The sequence below is a fragment of the Polycladidibacter stylochi genome (assembly GCF_001562055.1).
GTDB lineage: Bacteria > Pseudomonadota > Alphaproteobacteria > Rhizobiales > Stappiaceae > Pseudovibrio > Pseudovibrio stylochi.
Genome location: NZ_LLWE01000024.1, coordinates 361,876 through 377,761, shown reverse-complemented (window position 1 = coordinate 377,761; position 15,886 = coordinate 361,876). Strand labels below are relative to the sequence as shown.

At 46.8% G+C, this 15,886-nt stretch carries 14 protein-coding genes; 7 read left to right on the top strand and 7 right to left on the bottom strand.

Annotation, left to right across the window (positions count from 1 at the left end):
* Positions 1-87: 87 nt before the first annotated feature.
* From AYK67_RS08110 to ubiE, 7 genes are all read right to left on the bottom strand, one after another.
* Entirely contained in the window at positions 88-660 is a 573-nt protein-coding gene (locus AYK67_RS08110) for an NADPH-dependent FMN reductase (protein WP_068084714.1), read from the bottom strand.
* A 72-nt stretch (positions 661-732) separates the two neighbouring features.
* Entirely contained in the window at positions 733-1,356 is a 624-nt protein-coding gene (locus AYK67_RS08105) for a class I SAM-dependent methyltransferase (RefSeq protein ID WP_068084713.1), read from the bottom strand.
* Positions 1,357-1,423: 67 nt separating this feature from the next.
* Positions 1,424-2,548 carry a molecular chaperone DnaJ gene (gene dnaJ, locus AYK67_RS08100; protein ID WP_068084711.1) on the bottom strand — a complete coding sequence of 375 codons (1,125 nt, stop codon included), beginning with the start codon at positions 2,546-2,548 and terminating at the stop codon, positions 1,424-1,426.
* A gap of 342 nt (positions 2,549-2,890) precedes the next feature.
* Positions 2,891-4,792, bottom strand: a complete 1,902-nt coding sequence (gene dnaK, locus AYK67_RS08095; protein ID WP_068084710.1) for a molecular chaperone DnaK — start codon at positions 4,790-4,792, stop codon at positions 2,891-2,893.
* 315 nt (positions 4,793-5,107) lie between these two features.
* Positions 5,108-5,770, bottom strand: a complete 663-nt coding sequence (locus AYK67_RS08090; protein ID WP_068084709.1) for a TetR/AcrR family transcriptional regulator — start codon at positions 5,768-5,770, stop codon at positions 5,108-5,110.
* Positions 5,771-6,138: 368 nt separating this feature from the next.
* A complete protein-coding gene (gene ubiB / locus AYK67_RS08085; protein WP_068084707.1) occupies positions 6,139-7,722 on the bottom strand; it encodes a 2-polyprenylphenol 6-hydroxylase in 1,584 nt (527 codons plus the stop codon).
* Between the two features lie 6 nt (positions 7,723-7,728).
* A complete protein-coding gene (gene ubiE, locus AYK67_RS08080; RefSeq protein WP_068084704.1) occupies positions 7,729-8,532 on the bottom strand; it encodes a bifunctional demethylmenaquinone methyltransferase/2-methoxy-6-polyprenyl-1,4-benzoquinol methylase UbiE in 804 nt (267 codons plus the stop codon).
* Between the two features lie 113 nt (positions 8,533-8,645).
* On the opposite strand from ubiE, the gene mutM reads away from it, so the two are divergent.
* The 7 genes from mutM to AYK67_RS08045 all read left to right on the top strand — a co-directional run bounded on the left by mutM (position 8,646) and on the right by AYK67_RS08045 (position 15,872).
* Positions 8,646-9,542 carry a bifunctional DNA-formamidopyrimidine glycosylase/DNA-(apurinic or apyrimidinic site) lyase gene (mutM, locus tag AYK67_RS08075; protein WP_068084701.1) on the top strand — a complete coding sequence of 299 codons (897 nt, stop codon included), beginning with the start codon at positions 8,646-8,648 and terminating at the stop codon, positions 9,540-9,542.
* 304 nt (positions 9,543-9,846) lie between these two features.
* On the top strand, positions 9,847-10,791 hold the full coding sequence (locus AYK67_RS08070; RefSeq protein WP_068084699.1) for an L-lactate dehydrogenase: 945 nt from the start codon (positions 9,847-9,849) through the stop codon (positions 10,789-10,791).
* A 248-nt stretch (positions 10,792-11,039) separates the two neighbouring features.
* Positions 11,040-12,467, top strand: coding sequence for an NADP-dependent phosphogluconate dehydrogenase (gene gndA, locus AYK67_RS08065; protein ID WP_068084696.1), 1,428 nt, complete (start codon positions 11,040-11,042; stop codon positions 12,465-12,467).
* Between the two features lie 110 nt (positions 12,468-12,577).
* A complete protein-coding gene (locus AYK67_RS08060; RefSeq protein WP_082735709.1) occupies positions 12,578-13,213 on the top strand; it encodes a GntR family transcriptional regulator in 636 nt (211 codons plus the stop codon).
* Between the two features lie 95 nt (positions 13,214-13,308).
* Entirely contained in the window at positions 13,309-14,079 is a 771-nt protein-coding gene (locus tag AYK67_RS08055; RefSeq protein ID WP_068084695.1) for a DeoR/GlpR family DNA-binding transcription regulator, read from the top strand.
* 102 nt (positions 14,080-14,181) lie between these two features.
* On the top strand, positions 14,182-14,379 hold the full coding sequence (locus AYK67_RS08050; RefSeq protein ID WP_068084694.1) for a hypothetical protein: 198 nt from the start codon (positions 14,182-14,184) through the stop codon (positions 14,377-14,379).
* 227 nt (positions 14,380-14,606) lie between these two features.
* Positions 14,607-15,872, top strand: a complete 1,266-nt coding sequence (locus AYK67_RS08045) for an imelysin family protein (RefSeq protein ID WP_068084692.1) — start codon at positions 14,607-14,609, stop codon at positions 15,870-15,872.
* Positions 15,873-15,886: the final 14 nt, after the last annotated feature.

The following is a 15,886-nucleotide window of genomic DNA, read 5'->3' as shown; positions in this document are numbered from 1 at the left end:
TTATATCTTCAAGTTTAGCAACCTCCGATATTTAGGGTCTCTCAATGAGATTGCCAAGGCCTTGTTTATAACTATGTGCTGACAAGTTTATAGTTCTATGAAGCCCGCTTCTCGCACCAAACGCTTAGCAAGGGCCTGGAGCCTCGTTTTTAGTGCATCATCTTGCAAGTTGCCATCTTCATCATAAGCACTTCCGGCGTTACCAAGCGCTATCATTTCTGGAATAACTGTAGCACCAAGCCCAACTTCCATTAGGTTTCGTAGGTGCATAAGGCCACGAATGCCTCCCAGCCCACCTGGTGAAGCCGCTCCGAGCGCGAAAACCCTATTTTGAAACGGTGAGCGCCCATCGCTTTTCTCACGGCTCATCCAATCCAGCGTGTTTTTGAGTAACGGAGATATGGAGGCGTTGTATTCTGGCGATGTAATAAATACTCCTTGTTGCTGCAGCATAAATGCCCGCAACTTCAAAGCATGTTCAGGCACGCCTTTTTCCATTTCCAAGTCACCATCATATATCGGCATTGGAAAATCGCTCAGATTGATCAGCGAGACATCAGCCCCAAGCCGAGAAAAATAGGAGGACGCTAAAGCTGCCAGTTTCATATTTTGAGAACCAGACCGCTTTGAGCCAGAAATTACCATAATACGTGGTGGCATTTTATTCGTTCCTCCTCATTGGTACACTGAAAGTACCAGCCTGATTGACTATTCGTGCATGTTTTCTGCTAATTATGTGTTTTCGGTTTTCGTGTAGATCCAAACACGGGCAGGGGGGAAGTTACGCATAATCCAACTACTGTGCTTAGTTGTAAACGCCTTAGAGTTTCTTGCAATTGGCGATGATAAAGAATACGAAAATTGAATAAATGGTGCCCCCGGTTTTAAAAGTTCGAAGGCTTGAAACAAGCACGACAACCTGCGCTCTGTTGGTTGCGACAATAGTGGAAGACAAGAAACAACTGCATCCAGAGATCCTTGTTTAATAGCCGGGAGAGAGGTTTTTAAATGAAAAGCATCACCATGAACAACATCTGCATCCGGGTAACGTTTTCGTAGATTTTTCAAAAAAGTCGGACTGTACTCAAGCAAGGTAAGGTTTTGTTGCTCTATACCACGCTCTATTAGCGCTTCGGTTACTGGGCCCGTGCCCGGCCCAAGCTCTAAAACCCGAGTTTGCATTTTTGTTTGCGGACAGATAGGAATATAGCTGGCTATTTTATGCGCCAGATCTGGTCCAGAAGGTGTTACCGCTCCGGTTTTTAAGGGGTTTTGGAACCAAGCCCGGCTGAACCTCAATTCATCGACAAATTTTTTAATTATCTGGTTTGTTCGTAAATTAACGCCTGAAAACATTCTATACTCCAACAAGAGTGATAAGTAATACAAAGATATTACCTACCACTCAGATTGGATTAAAGACTTAAGTTTTCAAGTTGTCCAGAAACTCTTTTGCTCTGGCAAAGAAGCCTGTCGATTCTGGATGATTTTCACCTGAAGATTCCTGCTCGAACTCCGTTAACAGCTCGCGTTGGCGTTTCGTGAGCTTCGTTGGTGTCTCAACAACAACCTGAATATACATGTCGCCGTTTTGAGATGAGCGCATGACAGGCATTCCCTTACCTTTTAGGCGGAATTGCTTGCCAGTTTGCGTACTCTCTGGAACTTTTACCCGAGCAGTTGCACCATCAAGACTTGGAACTTCAAACTGGCCACCCAGTGCTGCCGTGGTCATTGAAATTGGTACACGGCAAAAAACGTCCGCTCCATCACGCTGGAAAAATTCGTGCGGGCGAATGGAAAGGAAGATATATAAATCGCCAGCAGGCCCGCCACGTAAGCCAGCCTCACCCTCACCACCTAGCCTTATACGGGTACCATCTTCAATACCTGAGGGGATATTGACCGAAAGTGTGCGCTCTTTGGTCGTTCGCCCTGTACCACCACACTTCTCGCAGGGGTCCGTAATTATTTCCCCGCGCCCCTGACAGGTTGGACAAGCGCGCTCCATTGTAAAGAAGCCCTGTGCCGCTCTTACGCGCCCAGCACCGCCACAGGTTGGACAAGTGGTTGGCTGAGTACCTTTTTTTGCGCCACTACCTGAGCAAGGCTCACAAGAGACTGTCGTTGGCACCTCAATTTCTACTGATTTGCCTTCATAAGCCTCTTCAAGAGAAATTTCGAGGTTATATCTAAGGTCTGCGCCTCTTTCACGACCAGATGAGCGGCGACCCGAACCACCACCAAAGAACTCATCAAAAATGTCGGACATCGCAGAAGCGAAATCGTGGCCTTGTGGACCGCCACCAAAACCGCCGCCATTTTCAAAAGCTGCATGACCATACCGGTCGTAGGCCGCTCTTTTTTGCGGGTCTTTTAGCGTATCGTAAGCTTCGTTAGCTTCCTTAAACATGGCTTCGGCTTCGTCATCACCCGGATTGCGGTCAGGGTGGTACTTCATCGCCATTTTACGATAGGCACTTTTAAGCGCCTTGTCATCGACCTCCCGCGCTACCCCCAGCACTTCATAATAGTCGCGTTTAGACATTCTATAATTCGCTCCAGCGGTGAAACGGCATTGCGTAATGAATTACGCTTTTAATTCAACATCTAACCATAGATACGTTGTTTACTTGCACCATTTTTGTGTCGCCACTCATCGTTTTAGAATAACGCCACGAAATAATGGGTCGCTTGCCGTCTCATTTAACGTCTGATTACGGGTTAGTTGCCGTAGTACATATAGTTGCTCGTATCACTTGCGTATAAACGCCGGCATCACAGATCTTTGCAGTAATGCTTGATATGCGATTCCGGCGTTTAAGAAATATACAGCGAAACGAAGCCGTAACTCGATGCAAATAGGGCGCATCATGCGCCCTATCATCAATTACTTCTTGTCGTCTTTAACTTCTTCGAAGTCTGCATCAACAACATCATCTACAGGTTTAGGCTCGTCGGCATCCGCTTCTTCGCCTTCTTCTGCTTGCGATGCTTGGTACATGGCTTCGCCAAGTTTCATTGAAACTTCAGCCAGTGCCTGGGTTTTCTCTTGAATATCTTCAAGACTTTCACCTTCAAGCGCTGTTTTGAGCGCAACCATTGCAGCTTCGATTGCAGCTTTTTCTTCATCACCCACTTTGTCACCGTAGTCTTTCAGTGACTTTTCAGTAGAGTGATGCAGCGCTTCACCTTGGTTCTTGGCTTCAACCAGCTCTTTACGCTTCTTATCTTCTTCAGCGTGAGACTCGGCGTCTTTTACCATCTGTTCGATGTCAGAATCGGACAGACCGCCAGAAGCCTGAATGCGAATTTGCTGCTCTTTGCCTGTGCCCTTATCTTTTGCAGATACGTTCACAATACCGTTGGCGTCGATATCAAAAGTCACCTCAACCTGTGGCACACCACGTGGTGCTGGTGGAATACCAACCAAGTCAAACTGGCCGAGAACCTTGTTGTCTGCAGCCATTTCGCGCTCGCCTTGGAAAACACGGATGGTTACAGCTGTCTGGTTGTCTTCAGCAGTCGAGAAGACCTGAGACTTTTTGGTCGGGATCGTGGTGTTGCGATCGATCAAACGTGTGAACACACCGCCCAAAGTTTCGATACCCAAGGAAAGTGGGGTCACGTCGAGCAGGAGAACGTCTTTCACGTCGCCTTGCAGCACACCCGCTTGAATTGCGGCACCCATGGCAACAACTTCATCCGGGTTTACGCCTTTGTGTGGCTCTTTACCGAAGAACTGTTTTACAACTTCTTGAACTTTCGGCATGCGGGTCATACCACCCACCAGCACAACTTCGTCGATTTCACCAGCAGCAAGGCCAGCGTCTTTCAAAGCTGCTTTCATTGGTGCAACGGTACGCTGTACCAGATCATCCACAAGCTGCTCGAATTTCGCGCGGGTCAGCTTCAAGGTCAGGTGTTTTGGACCAGAAGCATCTGCTGTGATAAACGGCAGGTTGATTTCGGTTTGCGATGCAGATGACAATTCGATCTTGGCTTTTTCTGCTGCCTCTTTCAGGCGCTGAAGTGCCAGTTTGTCGTTTTTCAAATCAATGCCTTGGTCTTTTTTGAATTCATCAGCCAAGTAATCAACCAAGCGCATATCGAAGTCTTCACCACCCAAGAAGGTGTCACCGTTGGTGGACTTAACTTCGAATACACCATCACCAATTTCAAGGACGGAAACGTCGAATGTACCACCACCAAGGTCGTAAACAGCAATTGTTTTACCGTCGTTTTTGTCCATGCCGTATGCAAGGGCAGCTGCGGTAGGTTCGTTGATGATGCGCAGAACTTCAAGACCAGCGATTTTACCGGCATCTTTTGTTGCCTGACGCTGAGCATCGTTGAAGTAAGCTGGAACTGTAATAACAGCTTGAGAAACTGTTTCGCCAAGGTAGCTCTCAGCTGTTTCTTTCATTTTTTGCAAAATGAAAGCTGAGATTTGGGAAGGGGAGTATTTTTCACCTTCAGCCGCAACCCATGCATCACCGTTTTCAGCCTTAACGATTTCGTAGGGAACCAGCTTTTTGTCTTTGGCAACTGTTGGGTCGTCAAAACGGCGACCAATAAGGCGCTTTACTGCAAATAGAGTATCTGTTGGGTTGGTAACTGCTTGGCGTTTTGCAGGTTGACCAACCAGTTTTTCACCGTCGTCAGAAAAAGCAACCATTGAAGGGGTAGTGCGCGCGCCTTCAGCGTTTTCAATAACTTTTGCGTCTTTGCCGTCCATGACGGACACACAGGAATTCGTTGTACCGAGATCGATACCGATGACTTTTGCCATTTTTACTTTCTCCTTTCGGCAGACCGACCGAACCCATAAGGCATTCGGAATAGAATTACCGGTCCCCATATACACTGAGAATCCGCCGCTTTAACTGAAAAGCAGCGTCAGTTTTATTGCTATATAAGTGTGGGGTTTCGACCCTGCAAGACCTGAAGGCAATATATCGCCATAAGATTTAAGCAATAACTTCCTTCAATGGGTCTTTAAAGGGTTTTCTTTGGAAAAATAATGGAAAAAGGAAGAGAGGGTTTGCCATAAGCGAGAAGAAAGCCTTCCCGCTTACTATTTGCTGTGATTTGCAAGCCTACGTACTTAAGCAACTTTGAGCTGTGGCCCTGATAGGAAAGAACGTACTCCCCCTGCAATATATTCAATACTTTTATCAAGAAGCTGTTCTTGCTCTTCATTATCTGCCGGATGCATAAGTTTTGCACCGGTCATAACGTAAATCGCTTCCAGCGTAGCACTGTGCATAAGCATAACGAGTAAATGTGACTGTTGTGAAGATAAAGGGGTGACTCCCATCGCTTCAACAAGTGAATTTGTAAGGCGCACCAGAACAGGAGAAGGTTCCCAGCCTGCCAAGATCTTTTGCCCCATTTCAGGATCTGAAAAAATTTGTCTTATTAGCACCACAAAAGGAACAAGGTCGCCCGTCTCTCTTGATATGCCATGCACCACCATAGGTTCCACAAAAGCCCTGCAAATTTCTTCTACATCAGGCTTACGTCCACCAGCTTCCAAGGCATCCATACGTTGCATACGCATGTCGTCTAATTCGCGTAAATGCCCCATTAAAACAGCACGGACCAAATCTTCTTTTGAGCCGAAATGGTAATTAACAGCAGCTACATTAGCCCCAGCTTTTTCGGTAATCATGCGAACTGATGTACCGGAAAGTCCAAATTGAGAAAGTAGTTTTTCGGCACTTTCTAACAATCGCTCACGTGTTCCAGGTTCCGAACGTTCAGACACGTTATACTCTCCGCTTGTTTCGGGTGTTAAACACCACACGGTAGCCGGATAAACTGACTACCCAATAAAAACAGTACAGATGAATTCAATTAAATTAAAATTTTAAACATAAGAGCAAGTTATTATATAAAATAAGAAATTCATCTGTACGGTGACAACATTAATTTAAATTGCGCCACCATTATGATCATTTTTAATTAATTCGTAAATATATTTGCGATGCTTTTTACTAGCGTGAGATATTTCGTAAAATCCATAGGAGCCAAATAGAACTATTTCTCAGCCTGTTACTTTTGAAGTATGCAAACCACAGGAATAAAATTTCCTGTGGGTGAGCGTTTAATACAGCTGCGAATTATACTTATGCTTTACATATATAACTGCAATGCTATTGAACCGAGCGAAAGAGCAATGAGCCAAAGGGCAATACGACCAGAGCGTGTGTGCCGCCCTTCTGCCCTACCAATAGCTTGTGTTGTTTGCTCATCAAAACGTAACCCGTTTTGAATCATTAACTCCATTTCATCTGTCAATTTACTTGCCCGCTCAGCCAGTAGTGGCAGGCTGGTTGCCATGCGCCCAAGTACACCAACGCCCATGGCAAGGTCGGATATACGCCCCATTGGACCAAGGTTTTTCTCGATCCAGCCTCGAACCACAGTATCGGCGGTATGCCACATGTCCAGGTTAGGATTGAGAGAACGACCGACCCCTTCCACAACGACCATATTTTTTTGCAGCATGATCAATTGTGTTTGTGTGTGCATATCAAACAGCTCGGTAACTTCAAAGAGCTGAGTCAAGAGACGAGCCATTGAGATTTCACTGGCATCATGCCCATGTATCGGCTCACCAATCGCGCGAATTGCCTGTGCGAAAATCTCAACATCTTGATGGGCAGGCACGTAGCCGGCTTCAAAATGCACTTCAGCCACACGGCGATAATTGCGGGTTATGAAACCGTAGAGGATTTCGGCAAGGAAACGCCTTTCGGCCAAAGACAAGCGGCCGGTTATACCCAAATCAACGGCAACCAGAGTACCATCGGCCTCCACAAACAAATTTCCTTGGTGCATATCGGCATGGAAAAAGCCATCACGGACCGCATGGCGCAAAAAGCTTTGAATGACGCGATTGCCCAGCTCTTCCTTGTTGTGGCCAGCTGCTTCTATGCCCTCGATATCAGAGAGCTTGACACCATCAATCCATTCCATGGTGAGAACAGATTTAGACGTGTGGGGCCATTTGACCTCTGGCACACGAAAATCATCATCGTCCTTAGTGTTTTCCGCCATTTCCGAAAGAGCAGCCGCTTCCATTCGGAAGTCCATTTCCAACTTGACGGAGGCTGCGAGGGTATCCACCACCGCAACAGGGCGCAGACGGCGCGAAGCGGGATCGATTTTTTCGATAATTTTAGCTGCCAGATAGAAACACTGTAGATCGCGGGTAAATCTGCGGGCGACGCCCGGGCGCAATACTTTTACCGCAACTTTATGTGTCTTACCGTGTTTATCCTTAATCACTGCTGGGTGAACTTGCGCAATAGATGCGGCAGCGACCGGTTCGCCAAATTCGACATACAGCTCGGCAATGCTTGCGCCCAGTTGCTCCTCAACGGTTTTCACCGATTGCACCATTGGAAATGCCGGAACATTATCTTGCAAAGAGGACAGTTCTAAAGCAGCTTCCTTGCCCACAACATCAGGCCGAGTGGCAAGAAACTGCCCTAGCTTGATGTAGGAGGGACCGAGCCTATTTAGCGCGTCGGTAAGCCTTGCAGCAGCGGCTTTTTTAGCAACGCCGCGGCGCTCCAACATACGTGCCATTCGAATGGCAAAGCGCGGTCCTGCGGGCAAATCAGGCAAGAAAACGAGCCCAAACACACCTTCACGCGCAAGCACAAAGCCTGCATAAATCAAACGAAAGAATGGCACGATGGAAGCAAGCATATCAGATTATATTTTCCAGCCAGAGTGGAGAGCAGCAATGCCACCGGTGTAATTGCGGTATGTCACCCGTTCGAAACCAGCGGTGCGGATCATCTGCGCAAAGCGCTCTTGATTTGGAAACTTGCGAATTGATTCCACCAAATAACTGTAGGGCGCACCATCGCCGGTAACGACTTTACCAATATGAGGAATAGCATGGAAGGAAAACAGATCGTAGACCTTATCCAGCGCAGGCATATCTACCTGAGAGAACTCAAGACACATAAATCGGCCACCACGTTTTAAGACACGGTGCGCTTCTTCCAATGCTTTTTGTATTTGCGGTACATTGCGAATGCCAAAAGCAATTGTGTAGGCATCGAAATGCTTATCTGGAAACGGGAGTTCCTCGGCATTGCCTTGAACGAATTCAATATTCTCGGAAAGACCCGCCTTTTGGGCCCGTTCCTTACCAACACCCAGCATGGAACCATTAATATCGCAGACAACCGAATTGATTGTGCGGCCGGATTTTTCGACAACGCGGGTGGCAATATCGCCCGTACCACCAGCTACATCCAGGTGTACCCAGTCTGCTGCTCCCAATTTAGGGGGATTGAGCGAAGATACCATGGCGTTTTTCCAAACACGGTGCATACCGCCAGACATCAAGTCGTTCATTAAATCATAGCGGTCCGCTACTTTGTGGAAAACATCATCCACCAAGTCCTGTTTTTCACCTTTTGCAACGGTTGTGAAGCCAAAACTGGTGGCCATTTCTGCTGCATCAGTGACGGAATTGCGGGATGAACTGTTGGTTTCACGCGCCATTTATCAATACACTCCAGTTGTGAGGCGAACATAGTACAGGTTTATTAAAAGCGCTATGTCTGTTGTTCGTAACTTCACGATTTCACGGGAAAGATATTAAGGGAGCATAAAAGATGCCAGAGTTACCCGAAGTTGAAACGGTGCGCCGGGGACTGGCACCGGTTTTTGAAAATGCACAAATTGTTAATGTGGTGGTCAATAGACCGGACTTGCGTTTCCCCTTTCCTGATGACTTTGCGCAGCGCCTTAAAGGACAATATGTCAATGCTCTCTCCCGCCGCGCCAAATACTTGCTGGCGGACTTGAGCAATTCAGAGGCTTTGGTCATGCATCTTGGTATGTCCGGCTCTTTTCGCATTAATGGGGCAGCACAACATGTGGCAACTGCAGTTCACTGCCCCGACAAATTACCTCAGCATGACCACGTGATTTTTGAACTTCAACAAACCGACGGCACGGTTGCAGAAGTTATTTACAATGACCCGCGCCGTTTCGGTTTTATGGACCTGGTTTCCCGACGGCGGATTTACGAATCTAAGTTTTTCAAAGGCCTTGGCATCGAGCCGCTTGGGAACGAGCTTAATGCAGATTATTTACAAACATTGTTTGCGGGTAAAAAAACAAATTTAAAAGCCGCTTTACTCAATCAAAAGAATATCGCGGGTTTGGGCAATATTTATGTCTGCGAAGCACTTTGGCGGACCGGCCTTAACCCAATGGATCCGGTGAATGTTATTTGTGGCGAAGATCCTCAAGCACAAAATCTAAGGCAAGATTTATGCCGTCATATTCGCGAGGTTTTGAGTGAGGCAATCGAAGCGGGTGGCTCTTCATTGAAAGATCATAGTCAGGCAGATGGCACACTTGGCTACTTCCAACATCGCTTTGCCGTGTATGACAGAGAGGGGCAGCCTTGCAGTAAACCCGGATGTGATGGCGAAATAATGCGTCAGCAACAAAGCGGCCGTTCCACTTTTTATTGCCCAATCTGTCAAAAATCACGGCTCTAGTAACGTTTGTAAAGGTTATCCCAAGGTGGTTTTGCATGGTCCCTGCGCATAAATGCATATCTTGAAAGGCATTGGTTAATATATGTTTTTAATATCAAGGCATAATAAAACGTCTCACCTAACCATGTTGTTATCATCGCGTTAGTGCGCATTTGTCTCATCGAACATATTTGCGTAGGGTGCCTTATCCGATCTAGGCATCTTGGTAGATGCAGCTTTAGCGTTTGTATTGCGTTTCTTTGAAACTCATCTTTGCATTTCGAAGAAGTGTTATAGCCTTTATAAATCCCAGGAGGATTAACCGATGAAAATTGGTGTCGTTGGTGTTGGTGCAGTAGGCAGCACAGCCGCCTATGCTATGGTGCTGAATGGCGTTGGTCATGAAATTGTACTAACCGATTATAACCCGAAGCTGGCGATGGCACAGGCCGAGGATATTCGCCACGCAACACCGTTTTCGAACCCAACTACTGTTCGCGCGGGTGACTATAGTGATTTGAAAGATGCTCGCGTGGTGGTCATTGCAGCAGGCGTTGGCCAAAAAACTGGTGAAACCCGAATTGATTTGCTGGCGCGAAATGCTGGTGTTTATGCCTCAATCATTCCCGAGGTATTGCGGTATGCGCCCAATGCAATTTTATTAGTTGCGACCAATCCGGTAGATATTATGACAAAGGTGGCCGCTGAAATTGCCGGCTTACCACAATCACGCGTTATTGGTTCTGGAACTATCCTAGACACAGCAAGGTTTAGAACCCTTTTGGGAACTCATCTGGGCATTTCTGCAAGCTCAGTACATGCTGATGTGCTTGGTGAACACGGCGATAGTGAAGTCTTGGTCTGGTCTGGTGCCCGCGCCGGTAACACACCACTAATTGAATTTGCCGAACAAACCGGCAAACCAATCACCGATGAAGTACGTGCACGAATTGACACCGGTGTGCGGCGAGCGGCCTATTCAATAATTGAGGGTAAAGGCTCTACAAACTTTGGTATTGGCAGCGGGCTTTCGCGTATTGTGCAGGCTGTAATCAATAACGAACATGCCGTTATTAGTATCAGCACTGTGAGCCGTGAAATTCTTGGCGTTAAAAATGTCGCGCTTTCGGTACCGCGTGTTGTTGGTGCTAATGGTATTGAAGCTACCTTATTCCCCACACTTGCGCCTGATGAAGCAGACCAACTGCGGGCCAGTGCAGTGGCTCTTGATAAAGCCGCTAGTGAAGTTTTATCCGCCACACAAAACTAACACCACTTTTAAAACAAGCTGGCGAGCTCCTATTGCCAGCTTGCTGTTTTGGCCCTTCGTTTATCAGTGTTTATTTGTGCGTTGGTATGCGCAAAATGTCTCTACGTTTACAAAAGCGTTATGCGAAGGCTTGGCTTTTACCCGTTTTTGCCATATGGCAACGGGGTGATTTTCATTAAAAAGCCGCAGATGTGGCATAGCGGCAGCAAAGCCGTATCCAGCAAGGTGTGAAGCGCGGAGTACGATTGATGACACAGGCAGACATTGGCCTTATTGGGCTGGGCGTAATGGGTGCAAACTTGGCACTCAATATTGCTGAAAACGGCTACAAAGTTGCTGTTTTCAACCGCACGGCTGAAAAGACAAAAGCGTTCATGGAAAACGCCGCGCATTTGAAAGACCAGTTTATCGCGTGTTACTCGCTTGAAGAACTGGTGGCCAACATTAAAGCACCGCGCCCCATTATCATGATGGTGATGGCAGGTGATCCGGTTGACCAGCAAATTGCTGCGCTAAAACCTTTCCTTTCCGATGGCGATATCTTGATTGACGCAGGTAACAGCGCATTTCACGATAGTAACCGACGTTATCGTGAGCTGGCCGATACGCCGTTTACATTCGTTGGTATGGGCGTTTCCGGTGGCGCTGAAGGTGCACGTCACGGACCTTCAATTATGGTCGGTGCTTCGCCAACAGCCTATGCCCGTATCGAGCCTATTTTAACCGCAATCTCTGCAAAGCATAACGACGAGCCTTGCTGTGGTTTGATGGGCCCAGAAGGCGCAGGCCACTTTGTAAAAACCCTGCATAACGGTATTGAATATGCTGATATGCAGATGATTGCAGAAATTCACGAGGTGATGAGCAAGTGCCTCGGCTTGAGTATCCCCGAGCAGGCTGGTGTATTCAAGAAGTGGAACGAAGGCCCGCTCTCTTCTTACTTGATTGAAATTACTGCCAATGTCATGGATGTTATTGACGAGGAAAGCGGTAAGCCAATTCTGGAAGTTATTCTGGATACTGCCGGTCAAAAAGGCACTGGCCGCTGGTCAGCTGTTGAAGCGCATATGCTGGGCGTTCCTGCAACCGGTATTGATGCTGCAGTGGCTGCACGTTGTATTTCTGCGGGGCGTGCTTTGCGTCAGGAAATTGCCAAGGTTTACCCTCAGGGAACTGACAAGCTGAGCTTTGCCGATAAGCAAGTTGGCATTGACGCCTGCGAAAAGGCCATGATTGCCGGTAAAATTGCAGCATATGCTGAAGGTTTTGATGTTTTGGCCGCCGGCTCGAAAGAGTATGGCTGGAAGTTGCCAATGGGTGACATCGCCCGCGTATGGCGTGCCGGTTGTATCATCCGTTCGCGTTTCCTAGATGAAATCGCCAGTGCGTACGACCAGAACCCTGAACTTTCTTCGCTCTATCTGGCTCCAACCATTGCCGAGCGTATGAAAGATGCGGTTCCTGGTCTTCGTGACGTTTTATGCAAAGCGATTATGAGCGAAATTCCAACACCAGGTCTTTCGGCTGCAATGGGCTCTTTTGACATGATCCGCCAGGCTCGTACTGCGGCATATGTGGTGCAAGGTCAGCGCGATTTCTTTGGTCAGCACGGCTTTGAGCGTACAGATAAAGAAGGTTCCGGCTTCCATGGCCCATGGCCTGCTGGTGGCGCATAAGCCATAAACAGTTATGGAGGAGGGCTACTGTCCTCTTCCTACTTGAATTTTTTTAAAACTCCCTCTAAGTATTTTCGCTTGTCATATATTAAATCGAGGTCTTAAGCGCCGTGTCTGTTAATTCTCCTAATGGTGCAGAAATTTATAAAATGCTTATAAAAGCAATCGAGACACGGGAATTAAAACCGGGTAACCGACTGCGTGAGGCGGAATTAGCCGAGAGGTTTGGTGTTAGTCGTACGCCAATCCGTGAGGGGTTGAAGCGGCTAGAGGCCCAAGGCCTGGCTGTACATGAGCCAAACAGGGGTATGGTCATTCCCAGTTTGGATCATAATCAAATTAGCGAACTATATTTCCTGCGTGAAGTTCTTGAAGGAACAGCCGGGCGGCTGGCGGCCCAGCACGCCTCTGAAGCTGAAATAGAGATTTTGCAAGAACTGCTAGAAAACGACCAGAAAAATTTAGCGGATGCGCAGCTTTTGATACGTACCAACCGTGAATTCCATCGCCGTTTGTACTTAGCCTCCCATAACCGCTATCTGGTTGAGCAAATCGACCATATGCGGCTTTCGCTTTTGTTGTTGGCAGGTACAACACTAAACGATGACGATCGCCGCAAAATTGCCATTGACGAGCATGAAGAAATAGTCGAAGCCATTGTCAAACGCGACTGCGAGCGTGCGGATAAAGCTGCTAGACACCACATTGCAGAGGCGCATAAAGCGCGCTTAAAGTTTTACATTTAACAGCCTTAGACGTGCTCAGCAAAAACATATCACATTAGTTTCATATGAACTGGATAGGTGTTCACTTTAAAATCATTGCGTAAAGTTGCAGGATTATGGTGGACACTCAATTAAGCGAACGGCAAACCAGTATTTTAAACAAGGTTCGTTCAACAGGTTTTGTCGGCGTAGACGAGCTTGCAAAAGCTTATGAGCTGACCACGCAGACAATTCGCCGTGATATCAATGTATTATGCCAATTGGGATTATTACGCCGCGTTCATGGTGGGGCCGAGGAAGCCGTTTTACAAAATAATATTAGCTATGCTGCAAGGCGAATTTTAAATCCGCAGGCCAAACATCTTATTGCGCAAAAAGTGGCTCATTTAACTCCTGAAGGTGCCAGCCTTGCCTTTTCAATTGGCACCACACCTGAAATTGTTGCAAAAGCACTTATCAATCATAGAAACCTTCGCTTTTTTACAAATAATATGAATGTTGCAATGGCAGCGCTACGAAACCCTCTTTCTGAGGTTACAATAGCTGGTGGTCGTTTAAGGCATGGCGATGCAGATATTCTGGGCACTAAGGCAGAAGATTTTTTTAATGGCTATAAATTTGACATAGGCATTATTGGTGTTGCTGGCATCGATAGCGATGGAACTCTTCTCGACTTCCATGAGGATGAGGTTGCTGCGCGCCAAGCCATTGTAAAGAATTGCCGTCAATCAATCCTCGTTGTAGATCAGAGTAAATTTGGCCGCCAAGCACATGTACGTGGTGGCTATCTAAATGAAGTTACTACAATAGTTTGTGACTGCAAGCCCAATGGCCGTTTTGGGAAATTACTTAACGAATTAAGCAACCAGGTTATTTATTGCTCCTAAGCAAAGCTGATAAGTGTGCATAACTATTGCAACAATAATTTTAGCTTGTTTTGGGCCAGATAATTAATTTATTCGTATTCCCGATTATTCTTGGGGCTATGAATGCGTAAAATAACTGTCACCATACTTTTTTTAGTAAGCAATTTGCTTCTAACCTCGTGCGCTGTTCTTTCCGTTGCCGATGCAACTGTTTCTGTAGCAGCAACGGCTGTTAGTACGACAGCTAAGGTTGGTGGTGCCGTCGTAGGCGGTGCTGTAGACGCTGTAACGAGCGACGATGACGAAACTGACGATGATTGATTCGAAATAACCTGACCTGATAGCTCAAGTTATCCACATAATTTGCCATATTATCTTGAGCTAATTAGTCATGTTATTTCAAAGTATTGCGAATGATTGTCATTATTATATGCTAGTGTTGACTTTCTAATAATCGCTAAGCAATTGACTTAACGCTGCAATTACGACCAAAACAGGGAAATTCCTATTGGGATTTTTATTTAGTTTGGTCAATCATTGGAGCCAGCATGTCTCGCATTAAAAACAGTCTCATGGTAGCAGCCGCTGCTTGTTGCTTATCACAGGCCGCTTTTGCCGCTACACCTACGGAAGTTATTGCCACATATGGCGATATTGCTCAGGCTGGCTATGAAGATTCATTGGTTTCAGCACAAAAACTATCGTCAGTTATTGATCAATTCCTCGCTCAACCAACTGAAGCCAACTTAAAGGCTGCACGTGAGGCATGGGTCGCAGCACGTAACCCTTACCAGCAAACAGAAGTGTACCGCTTCGGTAACGCCATTGTTGATGATTGGGAAGGCAAAGTGAACGCATGGCCGCTGGATGAGGGCCTGATTGATTACGTCGATGCTTCCTATGGCACAGAGTCTGAAGAAAATCCTTATTTTGTTGCCAATGTTGTCGCCAACAAGAAGCTATCTGTGGCTGGTGAGGAAATTGACGCAACACAAATTACCGCCGAATTATTAGAAAGCCTGCAGGAAGCAGGTGAAATTGAAGCCAACGTGGCAACTGGTTACCATGCAATCGAATTCATGCTGTGGGGGCAGGATTTGAACGGTACTGGCAAAGGAGCGGGTAACCGCCCTGCTAGCGACTTTGACGGTAAAAACTGCAGTGGCGGAAACTGTGAGCGCCGGGCAGCATACTTAAAAGCAGCTACCGAGCTTCTTTTAAAAGATCTTAAAGACATGGTTGCAGCTTGGCAGCCAAATGGCGCAGCACGCCAAGAGTTGGCCGCTAAAGGTGAAAATGGCGCACTTGCTACAATCCTAACCGGTATGGGGTCGCTCTCTTACGGTGAACTTGCCGGGGAACGCATGAAGCTTGGCCTAATGCTGCATGACCCAGAAGAAGAGCATGATTGTTTTTCTGACAATACACACCTGTCTCATTACAACGATGCACTGGGTATACGTAATGTTTACAAGGGCGGTTACACCCGTATTGATGGCAGTGAAGTGAAGGGGTCTTCACTCTATGATCTCGTTAAAGCACAGGACCCAGCAATTGCTGACGAACTCGCCGCCAAGCTTGATTTGACAGTTGCAAAATTCGAAGTGATGAACGAGCGCGCTGCCAATGTGGAAGCCTACGACCAAATGATTGGCGAGGGTAATACTGAGGGCAATAAAGTTGTTCAAGATGCGATTGATGCACTGGTTGATCAAACAGCGTCTATTCAACGCGCTGTGAAAACTCTGAAACTGGAAAAAATCGCCTTTGAAGGCTCTGACAGCTTGGACAACCCTTCAGCCGTATTTGAATAAGCAAGAAAGCCCCT

Bases quoted from the DNA above. Each gene is read 5' to 3' on its own strand.
- AYK67_RS08110 (WP_068084714.1), bottom strand. From the start codon at position 660: ATGCCACCACGTATTATGGTAATTTCTGGCTCAAAGCGGTCTGGTTCT.
- AYK67_RS08105 (WP_068084713.1), bottom strand. From the start codon at position 1,356: ATGTTTTCAGGCGTTAATTTACGAACAAACCAGATAATTAAAAAATTT.
- dnaJ (WP_068084711.1), bottom strand. From the start codon at position 2,548: ATGTCTAAACGCGACTATTATGAAGTGCTGGGGGTAGCGCGGGAGGTC.
- dnaK (WP_068084710.1), bottom strand. From the start codon at position 4,792: ATGGCAAAAGTCATCGGTATCGATCTCGGTACAACGAATTCCTGTGTG.
- ubiB (WP_068084707.1), bottom strand. From the start codon at position 7,722: ATGCTTGCTTCCATCGTGCCATTCTTTCGTTTGATTTATGCAGGCTTT.
- ubiE (WP_068084704.1), bottom strand. From the start codon at position 8,532: ATGGCGCGTGAAACCAACAGTTCATCCCGCAATTCCGTCACTGATGCA.
- mutM (WP_068084701.1), top strand. From the start codon at position 8,646: ATGCCAGAGTTACCCGAAGTTGAAACGGTGCGCCGGGGACTGGCACCG.
- AYK67_RS08070 (WP_068084699.1), top strand. From the start codon at position 9,847: ATGAAAATTGGTGTCGTTGGTGTTGGTGCAGTAGGCAGCACAGCCGCC.
- gndA (WP_068084696.1), top strand. From the start codon at position 11,040: ATGACACAGGCAGACATTGGCCTTATTGGGCTGGGCGTAATGGGTGCA.
- AYK67_RS08055 (WP_068084695.1), top strand. From the start codon at position 13,309: ATGGTGGACACTCAATTAAGCGAACGGCAAACCAGTATTTTAAACAAG.
- AYK67_RS08050 (WP_068084694.1), top strand. From the start codon at position 14,182: ATGCGTAAAATAACTGTCACCATACTTTTTTTAGTAAGCAATTTGCTT.
- AYK67_RS08045 (WP_068084692.1), top strand. From the start codon at position 14,607: ATGTCTCGCATTAAAAACAGTCTCATGGTAGCAGCCGCTGCTTGTTGC.